The organism is Asticcacaulis sp., from assembly GCF_035497195.1.
In the GTDB taxonomy this organism is placed as follows: domain Bacteria; phylum Pseudomonadota; class Alphaproteobacteria; order Caulobacterales; family Caulobacteraceae; genus Asticcacaulis.
In genome coordinates this window covers 469,377-489,139 of sequence record NZ_DATJDZ010000019.1, presented here as the reverse complement: position 1 = coordinate 489,139, position 19,763 = coordinate 469,377, and the positions used below count along the sequence as shown (strand labels likewise).

Here is a 19,763-nt window from a genome sequence, read left to right as displayed (position 1 = left end):
ATGTCCTCCCTGCGCCCTCACCGTCAGTCCTCGGCTATTGGCTTTTACGGTTTTATCGGCCTTCTGGTCCTGGCCGCCGTCATTTCCCAGAAAGCACGCGCCGATACATTTGAAACCCGTGCAGTGCTAACCACCGAAGTCGACTCCCTCGTCAAAGGCGGACTCGATGTCGGTTCCAGCGGGCTCAGCAATCTCGACCTGACAGCCCACTGGCAGAACGACAGGGGGTGGGAAGCCTTTGGTTATGTGCTGGGCGATTTCGGCGGCAACTTCTCCGCCAACCGCGTTGGCGATGTGCAGGTGACTTCCAATATCGATTGTCCGGATGGCTGGCGGCTGTTCGAAGCCTACGGTAAGAAAACCTTTGGTGACTATAAGGCCTATGTCATGGCCGGACTGATCAATCTCAACGGCATTTTCGACGTTCAGGATAACGCCACAGTCTTTCTGAATGCCTCACATGGCATAGGCGTCGATTATTCACAAACTGGCCTCTCTATCTTCCCGACCACCGGCCTCGGCCTTGTCGGACAATGGCGCCTCACCTCGCACCAGACTGTCCGTGCCGCCGTCTTTGATGGCGTTCCGGGCGATCCCCATGACAACAAGAAATTCGTCTATATCAAGCTGTCCGCCGAAGAAGGCAGCCACTGGACCGGCGAGTATCAATATGATTTCACAGGTGGCTTCGTGAAACTCGGCGTCTGGAAAAACACGGCCATACTGGAACGGCTCGATGGTACAGGCCGGTCCGACGATAATGGCGGCACCTATGTCCAGACAGGCTTTACGCTCACAGGCAATGATGATCACGGTCTGAAAGGCTGGGTGCGTGCCGGCATGGCAGATGACCGGCTGATGGCGATCGCCGACTATGTTGGCGGCGGGCTCGTCTATACCGGCCCGCTGAAAAACCGCGTCACCGATCAGTTGGGACTTGCCGTGGCGGCGGCGCATTTCGGCACGCCCTATCAGGCGTCAATCAATGAGGCGCTCAAGCGGGAAATCACTTACGAACTGACCTATCGCTGGGATATCCGTGACGGCTTGTCAGTGCAGCCAGACCTGCAATATGTACAGAACCCCTATGGCCGCAGCGATATCGACGATGCGGTCGTCGTCGGTCTGCGATTGAAGACCGATCTCATGGCCTTTCGCTAGATTGCAAGGGAGAGAGCTTGGCTGGGGAACTAGGACTCGAACCTAGAATGACGGTACCAAAAACCGGAGTGTTACCATTACACCATTCCCCAGCATATAGCCGGTCCCGCGCCGAAGCAGCGTGACGCCGCGAGAGGCGTGGAGATAGCGCAAGGTTTTGCCTAAAGCAATCCCCCGTAACAACTTTTTCACGGCGAGGCGCCGCTGCCGCAGCATTATTTGTGGATCATTGGCCAAATTTATTGCGCTTTCGCCCGGCGCGCAGTTGATAAAGCCATGAAACCTTATCTGACTACGCCTGTAGCCGCCTATAACCGTCTGATGGCGAACAGCTTTCAGCGTTTTACCGGCCAATCGATTCTCGGTATGATCGATGCCGCCCGCCTGAGCGACATTGAACTGGCGCAGGCGATGTTCAATGCCCCGCGAGCTATTGTTTCCCATGGCACCGAGGCCGATCCTATCTTCCGCTATGCCAATGCGCAGGCGCTCAAGCTCTGGGAAATGGACTGGGACGCCTTTACCCGCCTGCCTTCCCGACTGAGCGCCGAGGCCGCCGGCGATATCCAGTCCGACCGCGACGCCCTGCTGAAAGCCGCCCTGACAAAGGGCTGGGTCGAAAATTGCGCAGGTGTTCGCATCTCCAGCACCGGCAAGCGCTTCGATATCCGCAACACCGTCCTGTGGAATGTCGTCGATGACACAGGCGTGCGTCACGGCCAAGCGGCCTTCATCCGGGATTGGCGCTTTCTGTAAAATATGATAGGTCCGCGCCATGTTCGAGACCACGCAAGCCAAGCCCCCGATCGTCATCGCCGCCTTCTACCATTTCTTCGATTTCCCCGATTTCGAAGCCATGCGGATGCCGCTGTACGACCGCCTGACCGCGCTCGACATCAAGGGCTCACTGCTGATCACCGCCGAGGGCGTCAATTCGACCATGGCCGGCACACGCGAAGCCATCGACAGCTTTCTGGGCTACCTGCAAAACGAGTTGATCGGCGCCCCTGTCACCTGGAAAGAATCCTATGCCGATTATCAGCCCTTCGGCAAACTGCGCGTACGATTGAAAAAGGAAACCATCGGCATTGGCGAACCCGTGTCGATGAAGCGCTTCGGCCAGTACGTTGCGCCGCATGACTGGAACGCCCTGATCAGCCGCGACGATGTGGTGATCATCGATACCCGCAACGATTACGAGGTCAATCTCGGCACCTTCAAGGGCGCCATTGACCCCAATATCCCCAATTTCAAGCATCTGCCGCAATGGTCGCGCGACAACGCCGAGAGCCTTAAAGGCAAAAAGGTCGCTACCTTCTGCACCGGCGGCATCCGCTGTGAGAAATATACTTCCTGGCTGATCGATCAGGGCATTGAGGACGTTTATCACCTCAAAGGCGGCATCCTGCAATATTTCGAGGACGTGCCGGTCGAGCAATCGCTCTGGCAAGGGGAATGTTTTGTCTTTGATGAGCGCATCGCCGTCGATCACGCGCTTCAACCGTCAAAAACCGCCGTCCTGTGCCTGCATTGCGACCATGCCCTGACCAACGACGATCAACAGCAACCGAGCTACATCAAGGGTGTCTCCTGTCCACATTGCGAAGGCGAACCCCGCCATGCCCATGACCGCCCACCGACGCAAAAGCGCCCCGGCCGCGTCAAATTCTGACGTCCGGGTGTCCGCATGGCCACATATTGGCCCGCAACCGTTTATATGACAGGCTCTTCATTTGACGTACCGGCATTAAAGCTTATGCTGTGCGCTGAATATTCCGGGGGGCTTTGGGTTACATATGAAACAGTTCTTTATTACGCTGGCGGCCGCAATCGTGGCCCTGCTGATCGTCTTTGTCGCCCTGCCGATCGGCGCAGTCGTGGTGATCGCCTCGGTCTCCAAGCCGAAAGTGCCGGCGGCCGTCGTCCTGTCGCTCGATCTGCGCCAGAAAATGACCGACCAGAGCCGCAATTCGCCCCTTGCCTTTCTGACCGGTAAAAGCCTGTCCACTATGGATGTGGTCACCACCCTGCATCATGCCGCCGATGATGCGCGCGTCAAGAGCGTCTTTATCCGCCTGCCCGAAGGCGGAATCTCGCCTTCCGCCGCCGAGGAAATCCGCAACGCCATCGTCTATGTGCGTCGCGCCAACAAGCCGGTGATCGCCCACAGCCAGGGCCTTTATCCGGACACCATGGTCGTCGCTTCCTACATGCTGGGCGCTTCGTCCGGCAATTTGTGGATGCAGCCGCACGCCTCGTTCCAGGTCACAGGTATCTCCACCTCGACCATGTTCCTCAAGCGCGCCTTCGACAAGTACGGCATCAAGGCCGAATACGAGCAGCGCTATGAGTTCAAGAACGCCGTAAATCCTTATCTTTACAGCGACTATACGCCGGCGCACCGCGAAGCGACCCTGGGCTGGATGAACAGCATCTATCACTCGATGATCAATAATGTCGCCGCCGACCGCCGCACTGACGCCGGCAAATTGCAAGCGACCCTCGAAGCCGGCCCCTATGGCGCCGAACAGGCGCTCAAGCTGGGCCTGATCGACCAACTCGGCCAGGTTCAGGATGCCGAGGACGCCGCCGTCAAGCGCGCCGGCGATGGTGCCAAGGTCATGGATATTGCCGATTACGAACGCACCCTGACGCCCTCTTTCTCCGGCCAGACGATCGCCGTGATCGACGGCGAAGGCGCCATCATGACCGGCCGCGCCGGCAGCAGCAACGGCTTCAACAGCGAACCCGGCATGGTCTCCGATGAGATCGCCAATGCCTTCTACAAGGCCGCCAAGGACAAGAGCGTCAAGGCCATCGTCTTCCGCGTCTCCTCGCCGGGCGGTTCGGATACGGCTTCGGAACAGATCGCCGAAGCGATGCAGGCCGCCAAGGCCGCCGGCAAGCCGGTCGTCGTTTCGATGGGTGAATATGCCGCTTCGGGCGGGTATTGGGTGTCTTCCGGCGCCTCGTCCATCGTGGCCAATCCCAGTACCCTCACCGGCTCTATTGGTGTCTTCGGCGGCAAGTTCGCCATCGGTGACGCCCTGGCGCGCTTTGGCGTCGATAACCGCGACATCTCGGTCGGCGGCGATTACAGCCGCGCCTTTAGCCAGACGCAAGGCTTTAGCCCGACGCAACGCGCCGCCCTCTCCGGCTGGATCGACGAAATCTATAACGGCTTCGTCACCCATGTCGCCACCGGCCGCAAGCTACCCGAAGCGACCGTGCGCGATATCGCCAAGGGCCGCGTCTGGACCGGCGAACAGGCGCTTGGCCTGAAACTGGTCGATAAGCTCGGCGGTTTCTATGATGCCGTCGATGTCGCCAAGGGCCTTGCCAAGATCGACAGCAAGACGGAGGTGCGCCTGGTCAATTACGATACGGAGCCGGGCCTCTTCGGTGGCGCGAAGCAGAGCATCCACATGGGTATGAGCGGTATCAGGGCGCTTTCGTTCCTTGGCTGGGCGATGAGCGATTCCAAGGCCGAAGCGGTCATGTCGCAGGTACGTGACGAACGCCTGCGCGAACAAGGCGCCAGCGTCCTGGCCCCGGAAGCCTATCAGGCGTCAGTTCGCTAAACACCCGCACGTCATAAAACAAAGCGCCCGTGATTCTCCTGCGGGCGCTTTTTCTATGTGTCATGTGATAACCGTCCCTTCGATCACAGCCGCGTTAAAGCATGATAGTTTATGGCAGATAGGTTTAGACGCAGATTTTTCAGCATCCGACGCCATGCACTTGGAGCATACGCATTGCTTTTGGCGCGATGCGCCGGATTGCGGCAGGTAAAGCACGCAAATTAGCCAATAAGACTCTGAAAAATCTGCGTAAATCTGCGGTTTCCCTTTTCTTTCTACCGCTCTCGTACCTCGCAGGCCGCCCCCCAGTGAAAGACGAACTGAGCTATAGGATGGTACATTATGCCAATTCCCCTCCTGTCCAGCTTAAACGCAACGATATTGATCATCTCACCCACAAAAAAAACGGCGGAAGGCTTCCCTTCCGCCGCTTCTTTAGAATACCCGAAGGTCCGATCTTAATAGGTCAGGTCGAAACCCAGACGCACGTAACGAGGTGTGTTGTAGCTCAGGACCGAACCATAATCCGGATCGCGGTTCGCCGGATCGGTATAATCGCTGCTGTATTCGTACTCAACATAACGTGCCGTCACGCTGTGATTATCGAACACGTTGAAGATGTCGGCACGCAGAACGAGATTGCCTCCAATTGCGTACTTTTCTGGTACCGTATAACGCAGCGACAGATCGAGTGTCTTCGTCCAATCGCCCTTCGGCCCCTTGCCTTGAGGCGCCGGTTCACCACCGCAGTAGTGCGAGTAAGCGCCGTAGCTTTCGGCATAAGGATCGGTCGGGTGGACACCCAAGCAACCAAATTTGGCAGGGGATTGAACCAGCACGTTCGCACCAATCAGGAAATTCGGATTAAAGGAGTAAGAGCCCCAGAGCTTGAGGGTGTGCGTACGATCGTTCGGCAGAAGGCCGGTGCCGTAATCTTCGAATCCGGGCGAGTCAAAGGCGATAGTTGCGCCTGCATCAGTTTGCTGATCGTTGCCAACATCTGACTTCACGGTGCCTTCATAATTGCCGTAGGACTTCGACCAGGTATACGATCCTTGCAGACCCCACTTCCCGTCAAAGGCACGTTTGAAATCAAACACAAGAGCTTGATATTCACGTTTCGGATCGTGGTAGTGACCAAGATCATCAGCACTAAGCGTCAGCGTGCGTTGCTCAGTTTCACCTGGCAGTGGGCTCTTAAGAGTGAAAGTTGCACCATGATCTCCGACATTCCAAACATAGTAGCTGGAAGAAATCGTGCCGTCTGTATATTGTGAGGAATCCAAACCATTCGCGTCAAGGTAATTGATGATAGCGTCCTGGAAATCGGAATCTTCAGAAATACGCTTCAGATTGCGGTAGGTATAGCTCAGTCCAACTGTCCAAAGGTCATCAACGCGATAGGTAGCCCCCAGTATGACTTCATCTTCCTGGGTCGCTTGAAGACCCTCAGCAGTTTTGGCATTTGCAGCTTCCTGAGTGCCATTGCCGTAAACGTGACAAGCAATAGCACCCGGCGCTGCGTTAACAGCGTTGAAACCTGGCGCGCTTGCAAGATCAGATACAGGGCAAGGATATGCGTAAGCGGCAGTCAAAGCAAAAGGATCGCCAACAGCAGCCGGCAGGCCTGTCGTCGGATCAAGTACGAAACCACCCGTTGGGGCGTGGAAGTTCTCGATGTAGTACAAATCCTTACCGCGATAGCCAAGATTCATAGCTGGCGGAATGAAATTGGCGCCATATGAACCGTAAACCTTCCAGACACCTTCACCCGTAGGATCCCAAGAGAAACCGAGCCGTGGCGCAACGTTGCCTGTCAGATCGAGATACTGTTCTCCAGAAAGATTGTTCTGCGAAAAATCATCGTTGCGCAGACCAATTTGCAGATTGAGGTTAGATGTTACATCCCAAGAATCCTGGAGGTAATAGGATTGGTTTTCTGCGCTGACACCACCGCCGAGACGTTCGTAAACGACACGGAGATAATCGCCTTGAGCGGCACTATGCCGGAAGCTATACTGGACAGGCTGATTACCGGTCAGATAGTTCAGCTTGGTCATGCTGTTTTCTTCATGGTCCACACCGAAACGGACGTGGTGGCGACCAGCCAGCTCAAAGCGAATATCACCATCAGCCCGCCAGAATTTGCGCTCGACATCGTCAATCTGAACGGCCGTATTTTTTTGATCGGAAATCAGTTCTGCCGTACCGTCGCGCTGATCATAAACAGCATAGCTAGTCGTATCGGTTGGGACAATGTCGTCACGGGTTTTCATTTGGCCAACAGCCGCCGAAACCGTGAACCAATCCGTCACGTTGCCTGTATATTTGGCAACCCAATTATCCCCGCCCAGATCATTTGTAGAATGTGCAGCGCGGTCACCGATTACACCCGTCGTCGGATCGAAGTCCCACTTGTCAGTGACGTTCGTACGTTCAGTGTTCCAATAAGTATACTCGAAATGCTGGGTCGGAGTGATATATGCATCGAGCTTAACGCCATAGAACGGATCGCCATTCTTAATCTTCTGATAGACGTTGTTACGCGTATCAGCCAAGGTCGAATACGTATCATTCGTCTGATAAAGGCCATAAGCAAAGAGATGATCTTTCCAAAGGGCACCGCCCGCTTCTACTGACAGTGAGTTATCCTGCGCCGTGGCAAAATGGCCATCACGGTTATAAGCGCTGGCTTGGTCGGCCCGCAGATCGCTCGGTTGATAGTTGGCGTGAACGCCGAACATGAAATCATTGGTGCCGGACTTGGTCGTTGCGTTGACAACGCCGCCTGTTGCACGACCATATTCAGCCGCATATCCACCGGTCTTGACTTCGATCGTTTTGTAGAAATCGAACGGCACATCAGCACCTCCGACATAGGTATCGGGATTGGTGACATTCAGGCCGTTGATGTAATAAGCATTTTCAGCAACCGAACCGCCGCCGAACGAGGCTACATCACCGAAACCCGGATTACCCTTAGTAACAGTCGGGGCCAGCATAGTAACGGCCGTCAACGAACGGGCGATTGGTTGCTGCGAGGTCAATGTATCCAAGTCGACGGTTAGACCGGTCGTGGTCTTCGTGAAGTCCTGACGGACGCGCTTGCCCTTAACGACGACTGTCTGCGGCTGGGCGCCTACGGCCGACATTTCGTAAGAAAAGCGTGTTTCCTGCGAAATAACGATCTGGGCGGTGCCGACATAGTCCGTGTAGCCGCTGGCTGAAACGTTAACCGTGTATTCACCAGGTTGAAGACCTGCGGCAGTGAACTGACCGTTGGCATTGGTCGTCAACGTACGCGCCTGACCTTGACCAACCGAAGTCAGCGTGACCGTGGCGCCGGAAACGGGAGTTCCGCCAGTGCCGGTAACCGTACCGACCAGGGCGCCCGAGGTATAGTCCTGGGCTTGAGCTACCGTGGGCAGCATTGTGGCAACGGTCGCCACCAAGGCGCCGCCAGCCAGCGTTGACAATACTGCACCGCAGATCGTCGTCGTGGCCATCAGGCCAGATCGCAAAGATAGTTTTTTCACTTGTTTCTCCGGGTTACATGAGGGTGTAGGCGCACCCACCGCAGTTTCCAGCATTACACGCTGTTAATGAAGTTAAAGACCTCTGTCGTAAATCCGTCAATCGCACGACACATTTTTGTCCATATCAATTGCAACCTGTTTCAATAAAGTCACATCAGAAACATTCCGTTAGGGAAACTATTTTTGCCCCATAAAGGTCAATTTGACCAAACGTAGCGCAATTAAAATAACGGCGTATTTAAACAATTTTTCAGGAAAAATCAGCATCTTGCGCGACAATTGGCAAACATCGTTCTACCGATGCGCACACCAAAAAATTCACCCGCAAATCAGGGAATATGCCGAAAATCATTTCAGAGGATTTTGCGATGCCCACGCGCTCCGGATCCCAAAATAATGGAACAGATGCAGATTCGACGCAGGTCGATTAACGCGTCACACGCGTATATGTCGGCGGTGAAACAGGCTCAGGCGCACAACTGGCGACAAGCATATGTATCAAAACAAGACTGAGCACAGCGGCGACAATGCGCTGTGAACGTTTTGATATATAAAGAAAAATGGCGATCGCCATACCGTGCCCTGTCCTGACTGTGGCAGGGAGGCAGCAAATGACAGGCCAGCCGGATCAACCAGTTGTAACGGGTGATACCGGCATGGCCTTGATTTTTTGAATAATTTCGGTCACGCGCCGACAATTGGCGCCCAGATCGGGTATATTGTAACGACTTATCGAGCGCACATCGACGCTGCGCGGGTCAATACGGATCACAATGTCGGACTTGAAGCCGTAAAAATTGTCCTGATAGGTCGCCTCGACACGCCAGGGCGAGGTGCCGAAAACGGTATAATGGCTCTGTTTGAGCATGGCCACCAACGCCGGAATCTGCTCTTCGGTAATGATCCGCTCCCCGATCGTTTTCGCGGCGGGACAGGTTGCTTCATTGATCGCCGCAATGGCTTTTCCACCCCAGTCGAGCGACTCATTGCGCGGCACCCGTGGCAAGTCCTCGATCGGCAGGGCATCCCTGCCCCGCAGCGCCACCAGCTTGTCCGAATAGCTCAACGGCCGGTCCCAATTGGTGGCGACATCGGCGATCGGCGGGTAATCCCTGAGCAATTTATGATACCAGGCATAGCCGCCAAGGATGCCGCCGGCGATCACGACCGCCGCAAATGCCCAAGGCGCACAACGGGTCGGGCACATGAAAAGTGAGATAAGCAAAGACAGCGCGGCCACGACCAGGGCGGCCATCGCCATTTTGGGTCCGATGCCCAGGGTCAGCGTCTTGAACCCGACGTCCAGGCTAATATAGCCAAGGTGCGTGATCATCATGGTGCCCAGCAGGAACAGGGCCGTGATGACCGAAACCATAAAGGCCAGATGCGCGAAGGCAAACCCCTTCTTCCGCGCCCTGGGATGCGGCGGGATTTGATGGGCGGTATCCTCGGTATGCGGATCGGACACTCGACAGCTCCCAGATTGCGGCGGGTTATCGTTGAGGCAAAATAGCCTCTGAAAGGCCCACGTCACGCGTTTACCTTCAAAACGCGAAAATACAGGCAGGAAAGTTAAATATTCAACTTAATTACACAGCCCAAAGCGCCATATTTCAAGGCTTTGAGGCACTCTCAACATGCCACAAAATCATTGACGGATCAACAGCTTGCTGGTTGAGCGCGATATCCGGCGTCGCATCCGAGACATCATTCACTCGCCCAGCGATACGGCTCCCCCGAACCTCTGCCGGCAGATCGAGCCATACCCCCGTAAAAGCCACGTTATCGCGGCTAGCCAGCTCATCGCAGCGATCCCGCCAGAGACCTTCACGAAATGTGGCGTCAAGAATAACCGATTGCCCGGCTGTCAGGATCGCTTTCGCCAAGGCGAACATATGACCGTAGACCCGTGCGTTTTCATCCGGCGTATAGGCCTCCTTTGGCAAGGTTTCGTACTCAGGGCAGGCCCACAACCGTTTGCGGATTTCGTCGCTGCGCAGGATAATCGCGCCCGGCGCCCGGCCGATGGCAGGCGCTTCCTGGCGGGCGCGCGTGCTTTTGCCCGAACCGGACAGGCCGCCGATCGCCATCAGTTGCGCCGGCTGCATTTCGAGAAAGTCCTGCGCCGCCCTGAGATACATACGCGCCTGATCCAGGCCATAATGGCCCTCAACGCCATTGGCGTTGACGTGGCAGCGCACGGCCGCGCGCATCGACATATATAAAGGCAGCAGTTTCAGGCCGGCATGGACCGCGCCGGCGTCGTCTTCCAGCCGCGATGCCTGCTCCAGCCAGACATTCAGCACCCGATTGGCGGCGGCCTCATACCCCCTCACCCACAGATCCATCAGCAGGAAAGCCAGGTCGTACAGCACATCGATCTGACTCAGGCGGTCGTTGAATTCGATGCAGTCGAACAAGACGGGCTTGCCATGCTCGATCAGGATATTGCCAAGGTGCAGGTCGCCGTGGCAATGACGGACATAGCCATTGTCAAACCGTTTCAGTATATCCGCTTCGACAGCCGAATAGGCGACACGCATGGCGGCGTCATAAGCATCGACGGCCTCTGCGCCGAGTTGCTCCCGAAATGCGGCAATATTTTCCCGATTAGAGTCAATAACATATTTGATATTATTGATATGCTGGATGTCCTGACAAACTTCCGATCCGGCATGAAAACGCGCGACCAATTGACCGAGATCGTGCATAACCGTCATATCTGGCGACCAGTCGGCCTGTGCAGCGCTTTGCTCCCCCAACACGCCCGCCGTATCGAACCGGCGCATGACCAGGACGCTTTCCCCATCTAGCTCTTCGACGCCAAGATAGATGTCGGCCGCCATGCGCTGATTGAAGCGCAACTCCCGTAACAAGGCCGTGCGACGTTTCTCAGGCGTGGTGAAATCGAGGAAACCGTAATCGACGCTTTTCTTGATCTTGTAGGCCTTCGCGCCCTTGAGCACGACGGTGGCGCAGGAGGTTTCGATCACCTGATCAGCGCCTTCCTTGAGGTGAAACAGAACCTGACTGAGCGACATTAAGGATACAGCTTCACGCGTGACCAGCCACCGGTGACCGTATCCCGGCGGAACTGCACGCGGTCATGCAGGCGGAAAGGCCTGTCGCGCCAGAACTCCATAGCCAGCGGCGCCACGCGAAATCCCGTCCAGTGCGGCGGGCGCTGTATCTGCCCCAGGCCGAATTTCAGCGCGTATTCGGCCACGCGTTTTTCCAGCGCGAAACGATCTTCCAGCGGGCGCGACTGATCCGAAGCCCAGGCGCCGATCTGGCTCTGGCGGGCGCGACTGTAGAAATAGGCGTCGGCGTCGGCATCACTGACCCGCGTCACCTCGCCGCGGATACGCACCTGACGGCGCAGCGATTTCCAATGCAACAACAGCGCCGCCTTCGGAACTTGCGTCAGTTGTTGACCTTTTGCGCTCAAGGTATTGGTGTAAAAGACAAAACCCGCTTCATCGAAGTCCTTTAGCAGCACCATGCGAACATCCGGCAGGCCGTCGGCATCGACCGTGGCCACCGCCATAGCGTTCGGATCATTCGGCTCCTTCGCCTTGGCATCTTTCAGCCATTCGGCGAACAGGGCGAAGGGTTCGCCCGTCTCTATTTCGGCTTCATGCGCTATGTGCGCCTCGGCGTATTGATCGGCGGAAGGGCTGGGCGGAATCAGCGAATCGGTCATGGCGATCTTAAGACTTTGCAAAGGATAATCAGGCATTAATTTTGGTCTTCGGCGCCGGAATATGACGTCGACTCCACATGTTTCAGAATGGACTTCGGGGGCCGGAACTTCAAGATGGCGGGATTAAAAAGTCATGCGGCGGCGCTGGCCGAGTTGGGCCTGAGCGAAACCGCCAGCGATGAAGATATCCGCAAGGCTTTTCGCCAGCGCCTGAAACGGGCGCACCCCGATCTCAATGGCGGCGCCGATACACGTCTACGGCGGCTTATCCTGGCGCGTGACCTATTGATGTCAAAGCGTAAAAGTGAACAGGAAGCCTTTGAATTTATTCATGCTGCGTTCGACGACAGTTCAACGCCGCTCATCATCACGCTGCAACAGGCACTTTTCGGTGGCACGGCGATGGCCGAAGTGCCCGCCCTTGAATTCTCCCATGCCGAGGAAACCCTGACCTCCCTCACCCAGACCAAAACCCTGTGCGTCGCCCTGCCCTGTGGTTTACGCGATGGCGAAAAAGTACGCCTTCCTTGTGAAGGCGCGGCATTTAGTGAAATGTTTTTCCATATCCATATCGAACCGGAGACCAATTGCCGTGTCTGGGGTGATGATATCTGGATGACTGCCAGACTTGAAAACCGCCTGTTCCAGCGCGGCGGCGAAGCGATCATCGATACCCCGCATGGCCCGCAGGAAATCAAGATTGACCGGGACGTTCCGCACGGCGCCAGTCTGTGCCTGAGCGGCAAGGGCTTGCCCGCCACCGAAACCACGCCGGCCGGCAATCTCTATATCCGCCTGGAAGCCTGTCCGGATATCGTTCGCCCGGTGGTCCACGTTCTCAGCGAATTCCGCCAGCGCTGGGCGTCATAATTCAAAACAAAAAGCGATTTTACCTCGACCTTCTCCTGTGCCATGACGCCCCAAATCAAATGGGGAGCCGCACATGTCGCTCAGTTACGATACGTTCAGCCCGTCTCTCGGCGCCCGCGAGGACGCCTTCGGCAACCTGATCGGCAAAGACATCCCTGACTGGCAAGGCTGCGTCCGTCTGCCCGATATCACACTGACCGGGCGGACCTGCCGGCTGGAACCCTACGACATCGCCCATGCCCAGGGCCTGTACGACGCCTATGCGCAAGATGATGGCCGCATGTGGAGTTACCTGCCCTACGGTCCGTTCGACAGTGCGGAAGCGGTCGATAAAAGTGTAGAAAGCTGGCAGAAAAACAGGGGCCTGCATAGTTTTGTTATTTTAAAAGATGAACGACCGGTCGGCCATGCCAGCTTCATGCGCTACGACCTGGCTCACGGCAGCGTCGAGGTCGGCGGCGTCACCTATTCCCCTGCCCTGCAACGCACGACCGTCGCCACCGAGGCCATGTATCTGATGATGAAGCACGCCTTCGATCACGGTTACCGGCGATATGAATGGAAATGCAACCAACTGAATGTGCCGTCCAGTCTGGCCGCGTTGCGGCTGGGCTTTACCTTTGAAGGTGTCTTCCGCAATGCGCAGGTGGCGCGTGAAGGCCGCCGCGATACGGCCTGGTATTCGGTGATTGTCGAGGAATGGCCACAGGTGCGCGCGCGACTGGAGGCCTGGCTCGATCCGGCCAATTTCGATGCCGATGGCATACAGACGCAAGCCTTGAGCGATATACCCCTTTAAATTTCCGCGGCCGAAACCGACGCCGGCGGCTTGGTCAGCAGGGGCGAATCTTTCTCGATCATGCCGTTTTCGCGCGCCACCAGCGTCGGCACCAGAATCTGGCTGGTGACATTGGTCGCCGTGCGCATCATGTCGAGGATACGATCGATGGCCGCCAGAATGGCCAGCCCTTCCAGCGGCAGACCAGCCGTGGAAAGCGTCACCGTCAGCATGACCGTCGCCACGCCCGGCACACCGGCCGTGGCCAGCGACCCCAGGATCGAGGCCAGGGCGATCAACAGATAGTGCTGCGGCGTCAGGACAATGTGGAAATAGTTGGCGATAAAGATCGAGGAAATCGCCGGATAGATGGCGCCGCAACCATCCATCTTCATATTGGCGCCCAATGGCAGGGCGAAGCCGGCATAGGATTTCGGCAGTTTGAGATTATCGACCGCCGCCGCCAGCGACACCGGCAGGGTGCCGATGGACGAGCAAGTAAAGAAAGCCGTCTGCTGCGCGGTGAAAATGCCCTTGTAAAAGCCGGATACGCGCAAACCATGCAGCTTGAGCAGGCCGGGGTAAACGATCAAAAGCTCGACAAAACAACCGAGATAGATCAGGCCGATATAGGGAATAAGCGGCTTGAGCGCCTCAAGGCCATAGGAGGCGACCACAGAGCCGATCAGGCCGAAAACGCCGATCGGCGTCAACTGGATGATCCAGCGCGTCAGCTTGAACATGACCTGAGAGCCTTGTTCAACAATATCACCCAAGGCCTTGGTTTTTTGACCTAAAGCACCAAGCGCCGCCCCGACGAGGATGGCGAAGAAAACGATGCTCAATATCTGGCCTTCGGCGAAGCTCTTGAAAATATTCGACGGCACAATGCCGGTAATGACCTCGACCGGTCCGGGGATCGGCACGTGCGCTTCGACCACCAGCGGCAGGCCGGCCAGTCCCGCGCCCGGCTGGAAATAGATGCCTATGGCCAAGCCAACCGATACGGCGATCGCCGAGGTGATCATGAACCAGATGATGGTCTGGGCGCCGAGCTTAAGCGCCCTGCCCCCCGTCCCTTCTTCGCCATGCCCCAGACGAGCGATGGAAGCCGCAATCGTGAAAAAGACCAGCGGCGCCACCAGCATCTTGATGGCGCGGATAAAGACATCACCGATCGGATTGAGGAACGGCAAAGCCGCCTTGCCCCAATAGAGCGCCACGGCGACGCCCAGCGCGAACGCAATCAGGGTTTTCAGCCAGAATGGGATTTTGCCGAGCCATGCCATGGGAATACTTTCGTGCGTAACCAGTTGAAACTATATGGGCCTGCATCCTGCGTTTTGCACACTAAAAAATTTGCGGCCACGGTTAAACGGCGCTAAAGCCAGTGGGAAAACTACAGGCCATAAATCCATGTCGCACAATACCTTCGGTCATCTGTTCCGCGTCACCACCTGGGGCGAAAGCCACGGGCCGGCGCTTGGCTGCATCATCGACGGCTGCCCACCGGGCATCGCCCTGTCGGAAGCCGATATCCAGTGGGCCATGGATCGCCGCAAGCCCGGCGGTTCGCGCTTCGTCACCCAGCGCCGTGAGGCCGACGAAGCGAAGATCCTTTCCGGTGTCTTTGAAGGCGTCACCACCGGCACACCTATATCCATCCTGATCGAAAACACCGACCAGCGCTCGAAGGACTATGGCGATATCGCGCAGGCCTTTCGCCCCGGCCATGCCGATTACACCTATTTCGCCAAGTATGGCGTGCGCGACTATCGCGGCGGCGGACGCTCCTCTGCCCGCGAAACCGCCGCCCGTGTGGCTGCCGGCGCCGTGGCGCTGAAGGTGCTGCAGGTGCTGATCGGCGAAGAGGTCAAGGTGCGCGGCGCTTTGGTGCAACTCGGCACACACAAGGCGGCACGTGGTAACTGGGACTGGGATGAGGTCGGCAATAACGCCTTCTTCTGCCCCGACCCGGCTTCGGTCACGCTGTGGGAAAACTATCTTGACGGCATCCGCAAGGCCGGTTCCTCCATCGGAGCCGTAGTCGAGGTCCAGGCCGAGGGCATCCCCGCCGGTTGGGGCGCCCCGATCTATGGCAAGCTCGATTCCGAACTGGCTTCGGCCCTGATGAGCATTAATGCCTGTAAGGGCGTCGAAATCGGCGAAGGCTTCGGCGCGGCCGAGCTTTCCGGCGAGGACAATGCCGACGAAATGCGCATGGGCGAAGATGGCCCTGAGTTCAAATTCAACCATGCCGGCGGCATCCTGGGCGGCATCTCGACCGGCCAAACGGTCGTGGCGCGGATGGCCTTGAAACCGACTTCCTCCATCCTCAACAAGCGCGAGAGCATCGACATCAAAGGCAATGAGGTCGACCTGCTGACCAAGGGCCGCCACGATCCGTGCGTCGGCATCCGCGCCGTGCCGGTGGCCGAGGCCATGATGTCCTGCGTGCTGCTCGATGCTTTCCTGCGCCATCGCGGCCAGACCGGCGGCGGGCCTCACAAGGTGGGATAACGCCTATTGTAATTGTATAAGTTACACTTATATATCGGGTCACATGCTCAAGAGGGAGAGTTTCTCATGATCGACAAAAGACCTTACAACCAACTCGGCGGCGCCAATCACGGCTGGCTGAATGCCAAACACCATTTCTCGTTCGCCTCCTATTACGATCCGGCCAAGATGGGCTGGGGTTCCCTGCGTGTCTGGAACGACGATGAAATCAAGGCCCAGACCGGCTTCCCGCCGCATCCGCACAATGACATGGAAATCATCACCTATGTCCGCGAAGGCGCCATTACCCATCAGGATTCGCTGGGGAATAAGGGCCGCACGGAAGCCGGCGATGTCCAAGTCATGTCGGCCGGCACCGGCATCCGCCACTCGGAATATAATCTGGAGAGCGACACCACCAAGATCTTCCAGATCTGGGTCGAGCCAAGCGTCCGCGGCGAACCGCCCGCCTGGGGCGCCAAGCCCTTCCCCAAGGGCGACCGTTCGGGCAAGTTCGTAACGCTCGCTTCCGGCTTCAAGGGCGATGAGGACAGCCTGCCGATCCGTACGCCGGCCCGCCTGCTGGGCGCCACCCTGCTAAAGGACCAGTCGGAAACCTACACGCCGGTTGCCGCCCCCGAAGGCCAGACACGCCATCTCTATCTGGTGGTGGCGCGCGGCAGGGTCAGCGTCAATGGCGTCGAACTCGATGAACGCGACGGCGCGGCCATCAAGGACGAAGCGACGCTCGACATCCGGGCGCTGGAAGATGCCGAGGTTGTGCTGCTCGACGCCGCATAATCTGCCTTGATCAACCTCCGGAAGGTGCTAACCTGCACCTTCCGGAGGTATTCTTATGCTTACTCGCCTTTTTGTGACGGTCGCCGTTTTCGCTCTGGTGGCCTGCTCTCCGGCCCATAAGGCGAAGGTTGCCAGCGCCGAATCGGCCGCCGCCTCAGCGGTCATGTCAGCCATCACCCCTCCGGAAGAAAATCCAACCCATTTCCTCGGCGGCGTCGATCTGGATCAGTCGATCACCCTGGTTGGCACTGAGCCTTTCTGGAATATCCTTTTCGGTGATAGCCGCATGGTCTTTTCCAGCCCGGATTCTCATGTCGGCGAAACCACGACCCAGCCCTTCATCCTGACCAAGGCCGGCGCGGAGTGGCACGGCAAGGATATGGATATCTATCTTACCGCTGGCCGCTGTTCGGACGGTATGAGCGACCGGGGCTATCCGCTGAAAGCCGTGGTTCATATCGGCGCTTCGGTCCTGAAAGGTTGCGCCGGTCAAACCGCCGCTATTCGCCCTGCCAGTAATCCTTGAAGGTTTTCGCCTCGAAGCGGACATCGCTGAAAGTGGCGGTGAACTGTTCGCCCAGCGGCGACTGGCTGAGAAAGCCGACTTGTAACGGCTTTGTCGGATCGACGGCGAAATCGCGCAGGATCTGCCAGTCCTTGCCATCGAGCGACGTGTAGAAATAGACTGAGCGGCCGGCGCGGACGATCTTCAACCATAGCGTATGAATGTCACCCGGCAGGCGTGTGTGATAGCTGTTGTCGCTGATCGGCGTGGCGAAACTGGACGATACTACGCTGTGATTTTCATCGAGACGCTCGAACAACAGCTTGGCCCAATAGTCTTCATCGTTCCACAGCACCAGGCCTGGACCATCGTAATTGGCGGCGAAAGGTGCTTCCATTTTGGCGGAAAAGATGAAGTCGCCGTCTGCCGGAAAGGTAATCCGTGGCGCTGAATTGACCGGCGGGCTGCCATCGGCGGACGTATAGAGATCGCTGCCCTTCGGCGCGGTAAGGATCAGGCGATCGCCGTTCACCTCCGCCTTGCCGGGATTATCGAGCGTCAGGGCCTGTGGAAGCGCATTCAAGCGGCCCGCCACAGGCTCGGCCATAACCGGCGCCGAAAGGACCGTAAAAGCCAGAATCGAAACGATGAATGCGCGCATGTCAGTCCCCCTGCTATGGACCGGTCATAAAACACCGTTCGGAATTGCGCAAGGGCCAGTTATTTCAGCCCTACGAGCTTATGCGTCTGCACACTCATGCGCCATTTCGGATGCGCCAGACAGTAATCTATGACCGCCTGCGTATTCGCAGCCTGATTTGCAGAATCCATCGGCTGGAGATAAAAGCGTTCGAAACTGAGGGCCACAAATGCCTCAGGATCGACACCGGCCTGCGGCCAGACCAGCTTCAGTTCCTGACCTTGTGTCTGGTGCAGGCGGTTATCGGCCTTGGGGCTGACGCATATCCAGTCGATACCTTCCGGCGCTTTCAGCGTGCCATTGGTCTCGACAGCGATGAAATACCCCGCCGCCTTGACCGCATCGATCAGGCCTTCATCCAGTTGCAGCAGCGGTTCGCCACCGGTGAAGACCACCGCCTTGTCCGCCGAACGCCCCTCGCCCCAGACGGCATCGAGCGTCCTCACCACATCTGCCGGTGTCGGGAATTTGCCGCCATTCTCACCATCAACCCCAACGAAATCCGTGTCGCAAAAGGTGCAGGCGGCCGTGGCGCGGTCCTGCTCGCGGCCGCTCCACAGATTGCAGCCGGCAAAGCGCGCGAAAACATTGACGCGGCCGGCTTGTCCGCCCTCGCCTTGCAGGGTCAGGAAAATTTCCTTGAAAGAATACATATTGGTGCTTTACCGGCAAATGCCTGAAAAATGAACCACGAATAAACACGAATAGAGTTCGGCGAAGCCAATCACAGGCAAGCTACTCTTCCATTCGTGTTAGATGGCAGCAGGCCATCATTCGTGTTTATTGGCTCCGCCGAACTTCGTTTCGTGGTTTGATAAATCTACTGGCGTCTTCGCTTCGATAAAGTGCTCGAAACCGGTCTTGCGCAACTGGCAGGCCGGGCAGTCGCCGCAGCCATAGCCCCAGACATGCCGCTCGCCGCGCTCCCCCTTGTAACAGGTGGTGGTTTCTTCAAGGATCAGATCGACCAGCGGCTCCCCGCCCAGTTCTTCCGAAAGTGCCCAGGTCTGCGCCTTGTCGATCCACATCAGTGGCGTGTGAATCTCGAACGGCCGCTCGACACCCAGTTGCAGCACGGTTTGCATGGCTTGCAGCGTCTCGTTACGGCAATCGGGATAGCCGGAGAAGTCGGTTTCGCACATGCCGCCGACCAGATGATCAAGCCCGCGCCGATCCGCCACCGCCGCCGCATAGACAAAGAATACCAGATTGCGCCCCGGCACGAAGGAAGACGGCAGGCCGCGCTCGGTCATCACAATTTCGGTCTCACGCGTCAACGAGGATTCCGCCACGGCGCCGAAGCCGCGCAGATCACAGACATGATCTTCTCCCAGACGATCCGCCCACTGCGGAAAGACCTCGCGGAACTTTTCCAGCACTGTGGTGCGCGTCGTCATTTCGATGGCATGGCGCTGGCCGTAGTCGAATCCAATCGTCTCCACGCGGTCGAAATGGGTCAGGGCCCAGGCGAGACAAGCACTGGAATCCTGCCCGCCGGAAAAGAGGACAAGCGCGGATTTCGAGGCAGGGACATGATCCAGGGACGCGGACATGGGACGAAAACTTTCGATGCTGAGGCAGTCCTAATCTAAAACGCGTCTTTGCCGCGATTTGCAAGCCTTTTTGACG

At 57.3% G+C, this 19,763-nt stretch carries 17 protein-coding genes and 1 tRNA gene; 9 read left to right on the top strand and 9 right to left on the bottom strand.

Features of this window, described 5'->3' with window-relative positions; genetic code table 11:
- On the top strand, positions 1–1,161 hold the full coding sequence (locus VL130_RS13150; protein WP_325363374.1) for a carbohydrate porin: 1,161 nt from the start codon (positions 1–3) through the stop codon (positions 1,159–1,161).
- A gap of 18 nt (positions 1,162–1,179) precedes the next feature.
- Here VL130_RS13150 and VL130_RS13145 read toward each other — a convergent pair.
- Positions 1,180–1,253 (bottom strand) — tRNA-Gln (locus VL130_RS13145).
- Positions 1,254–1,437: 184 nt separating this feature from the next.
- On the opposite strand from VL130_RS13145, the gene VL130_RS13140 reads away from it, so the two are divergent.
- The 3 genes from VL130_RS13140 (at position 1,438) to sppA (ending at position 4,742) form a co-directional block, all read left to right on the top strand.
- On the top strand, positions 1,438–1,917 hold the full coding sequence (locus tag VL130_RS13140; RefSeq protein WP_325363373.1) for an MEKHLA domain-containing protein: 480 nt from the start codon (positions 1,438–1,440) through the stop codon (positions 1,915–1,917).
- Positions 1,918–1,936: 19 nt separating this feature from the next.
- Entirely contained in the window at positions 1,937–2,833 is an 897-nt protein-coding gene (locus VL130_RS13135) for a rhodanese-related sulfurtransferase (protein WP_325363372.1), read from the top strand.
- Positions 2,834–2,957: 124 nt separating this feature from the next.
- On the top strand, positions 2,958–4,742 hold the full coding sequence (gene sppA, locus VL130_RS13130) for a signal peptide peptidase SppA (protein ID WP_325363371.1): 1,785 nt from the start codon (positions 2,958–2,960) through the stop codon (positions 4,740–4,742).
- A gap of 458 nt (positions 4,743–5,200) precedes the next feature.
- Here the strand turns inward: sppA and VL130_RS13125 are convergent, their stop codons facing one another.
- The 4 genes from VL130_RS13125 to pdxH all read right to left on the bottom strand — a co-directional run bounded on the left by VL130_RS13125 (position 5,201) and on the right by pdxH (position 11,987).
- Positions 5,201–8,278 (bottom strand): TonB-dependent receptor, encoded by a 3,078-nt coding sequence (locus VL130_RS13125; RefSeq protein ID WP_325363370.1) that lies wholly within the window; start codon positions 8,276–8,278, stop codon positions 5,201–5,203.
- A 628-nt stretch (positions 8,279–8,906) separates the two neighbouring features.
- On the bottom strand, positions 8,907–9,746 hold the full coding sequence (locus VL130_RS13120; RefSeq protein WP_325363369.1) for a DUF1499 domain-containing protein: 840 nt from the start codon (positions 9,744–9,746) through the stop codon (positions 8,907–8,909).
- A gap of 145 nt (positions 9,747–9,891) precedes the next feature.
- The gene (locus VL130_RS13115) at positions 9,892–11,319 is read right to left on the bottom strand and encodes an AAA family ATPase (protein ID WP_325363368.1); all 1,428 of its coding nucleotides are present in this window, start codon (positions 11,317–11,319) and stop codon (positions 9,892–9,894) included.
- Positions 11,319–11,987, bottom strand: a complete 669-nt coding sequence (pdxH, locus tag VL130_RS13110; protein WP_414636280.1) for a pyridoxamine 5'-phosphate oxidase — start codon at positions 11,985–11,987, stop codon at positions 11,319–11,321. The genes VL130_RS13115 and pdxH overlap by 1 nt, the downstream gene beginning before the upstream one ends.
- A gap of 108 nt (positions 11,988–12,095) precedes the next feature.
- Between pdxH and VL130_RS13105 the strand changes: the two genes are divergently transcribed.
- Positions 12,096–12,851 carry a DnaJ C-terminal domain-containing protein gene (locus VL130_RS13105; RefSeq protein WP_325363366.1) on the top strand — a complete coding sequence of 252 codons (756 nt, stop codon included), beginning with the start codon at positions 12,096–12,098 and terminating at the stop codon, positions 12,849–12,851.
- Positions 12,852–12,924: 73 nt separating this feature from the next.
- Positions 12,925–13,650, top strand: a complete 726-nt coding sequence (locus VL130_RS13100) for a GNAT family protein (protein ID WP_325363365.1) — start codon at positions 12,925–12,927, stop codon at positions 13,648–13,650.
- Here VL130_RS13100 and VL130_RS13095 read toward each other — a convergent pair.
- The gene (locus VL130_RS13095; protein WP_325363364.1) at positions 13,647–14,918 is read right to left on the bottom strand and encodes a dicarboxylate/amino acid:cation symporter; all 1,272 of its coding nucleotides are present in this window, start codon (positions 14,916–14,918) and stop codon (positions 13,647–13,649) included. The two genes, VL130_RS13100 and VL130_RS13095, sit on opposite strands and share 4 nt — an antisense overlap.
- A 127-nt stretch (positions 14,919–15,045) precedes the next feature.
- Here VL130_RS13095 and aroC point away from each other — a divergent pair, with 127 nt between their 5' ends.
- The 3 genes from aroC to VL130_RS13080 all read left to right on the top strand — a co-directional run bounded on the left by aroC (position 15,046) and on the right by VL130_RS13080 (position 17,455).
- Positions 15,046–16,149 (top strand): chorismate synthase, encoded by a 1,104-nt coding sequence (aroC, locus tag VL130_RS13090; RefSeq protein ID WP_325363363.1) that lies wholly within the window; start codon positions 15,046–15,048, stop codon positions 16,147–16,149.
- A 66-nt stretch (positions 16,150–16,215) separates the two neighbouring features.
- The gene (locus tag VL130_RS13085; protein ID WP_325363362.1) at positions 16,216–16,929 is read left to right on the top strand and encodes a pirin family protein; all 714 of its coding nucleotides are present in this window, start codon (positions 16,216–16,218) and stop codon (positions 16,927–16,929) included.
- 55 nt (positions 16,930–16,984) lie between these two features.
- Entirely contained in the window at positions 16,985–17,455 is a 471-nt protein-coding gene (locus tag VL130_RS13080; RefSeq protein ID WP_325363361.1) for a hypothetical protein, read from the top strand.
- On the opposite strand, the gene VL130_RS13075 is transcribed toward VL130_RS13080, so the two are convergent.
- The 3 genes from VL130_RS13075 to queC form a co-directional block, all read right to left on the bottom strand.
- Positions 17,430–18,095, bottom strand: coding sequence for a DUF1349 domain-containing protein (locus VL130_RS13075; protein WP_325363360.1), 666 nt, complete (start codon positions 18,093–18,095; stop codon positions 17,430–17,432). The genes VL130_RS13080 and VL130_RS13075 overlap by 26 nt on opposite strands.
- Before the next feature lie 59 nt (positions 18,096–18,154).
- A complete protein-coding gene (gene queE / locus VL130_RS13070; RefSeq protein WP_325363359.1) occupies positions 18,155–18,787 on the bottom strand; it encodes a 7-carboxy-7-deazaguanine synthase in 633 nt (210 codons plus the stop codon).
- A 117-nt stretch (positions 18,788–18,904) separates the two neighbouring features.
- Positions 18,905–19,687, bottom strand: coding sequence for a 7-cyano-7-deazaguanine synthase QueC (gene queC, locus VL130_RS13065; RefSeq protein ID WP_325363358.1), 783 nt, complete (start codon positions 19,685–19,687; stop codon positions 18,905–18,907).
- Between the last annotated feature and the right edge of the window lie 76 nt (positions 19,688–19,763).

Coding starts and splice junctions, on each gene's coding strand:
- VL130_RS13150 (WP_325363374.1), top strand. CDS start 1: ATGTCCTCCCTGCGCCCTCACCGTCAGTCCTCGGCTATTGGCTTTTAC.
- queC (WP_325363358.1), bottom strand. CDS start 19,687: ATGTCCGCGTCCCTGGATCATGTCCCTGCCTCGAAATCCGCGCTTGTC.
- queE (WP_325363359.1), bottom strand. CDS start 18,787: ATGTATTCTTTCAAGGAAATTTTCCTGACCCTGCAAGGCGAGGGCGGA.
- sppA (WP_325363371.1), top strand. CDS start 2,958: ATGAAACAGTTCTTTATTACGCTGGCGGCCGCAATCGTGGCCCTGCTG.
- VL130_RS13100 (WP_325363365.1), top strand. CDS start 12,925: ATGTCGCTCAGTTACGATACGTTCAGCCCGTCTCTCGGCGCCCGCGAG.
- aroC (WP_325363363.1), top strand. CDS start 15,046: ATGTCGCACAATACCTTCGGTCATCTGTTCCGCGTCACCACCTGGGGC.
- VL130_RS13140 (WP_325363373.1), top strand. CDS start 1,438: ATGAAACCTTATCTGACTACGCCTGTAGCCGCCTATAACCGTCTGATG.
- VL130_RS13075 (WP_325363360.1), bottom strand. CDS start 18,095: ATGCGCGCATTCATCGTTTCGATTCTGGCTTTTACGGTCCTTTCGGCG.
- VL130_RS13085 (WP_325363362.1), top strand. CDS start 16,216: ATGATCGACAAAAGACCTTACAACCAACTCGGCGGCGCCAATCACGGC.
- VL130_RS13095 (WP_325363364.1), bottom strand. CDS start 14,918: ATGGCATGGCTCGGCAAAATCCCATTCTGGCTGAAAACCCTGATTGCG.
- VL130_RS13135 (WP_325363372.1), top strand. CDS start 1,937: ATGTTCGAGACCACGCAAGCCAAGCCCCCGATCGTCATCGCCGCCTTC.
- VL130_RS13105 (WP_325363366.1), top strand. CDS start 12,096: ATGGCGGGATTAAAAAGTCATGCGGCGGCGCTGGCCGAGTTGGGCCTG.
- VL130_RS13115 (WP_325363368.1), bottom strand. CDS start 11,319: ATGTCGCTCAGTCAGGTTCTGTTTCACCTCAAGGAAGGCGCTGATCAG.
- VL130_RS13080 (WP_325363361.1), top strand. CDS start 16,985: ATGCTTACTCGCCTTTTTGTGACGGTCGCCGTTTTCGCTCTGGTGGCC.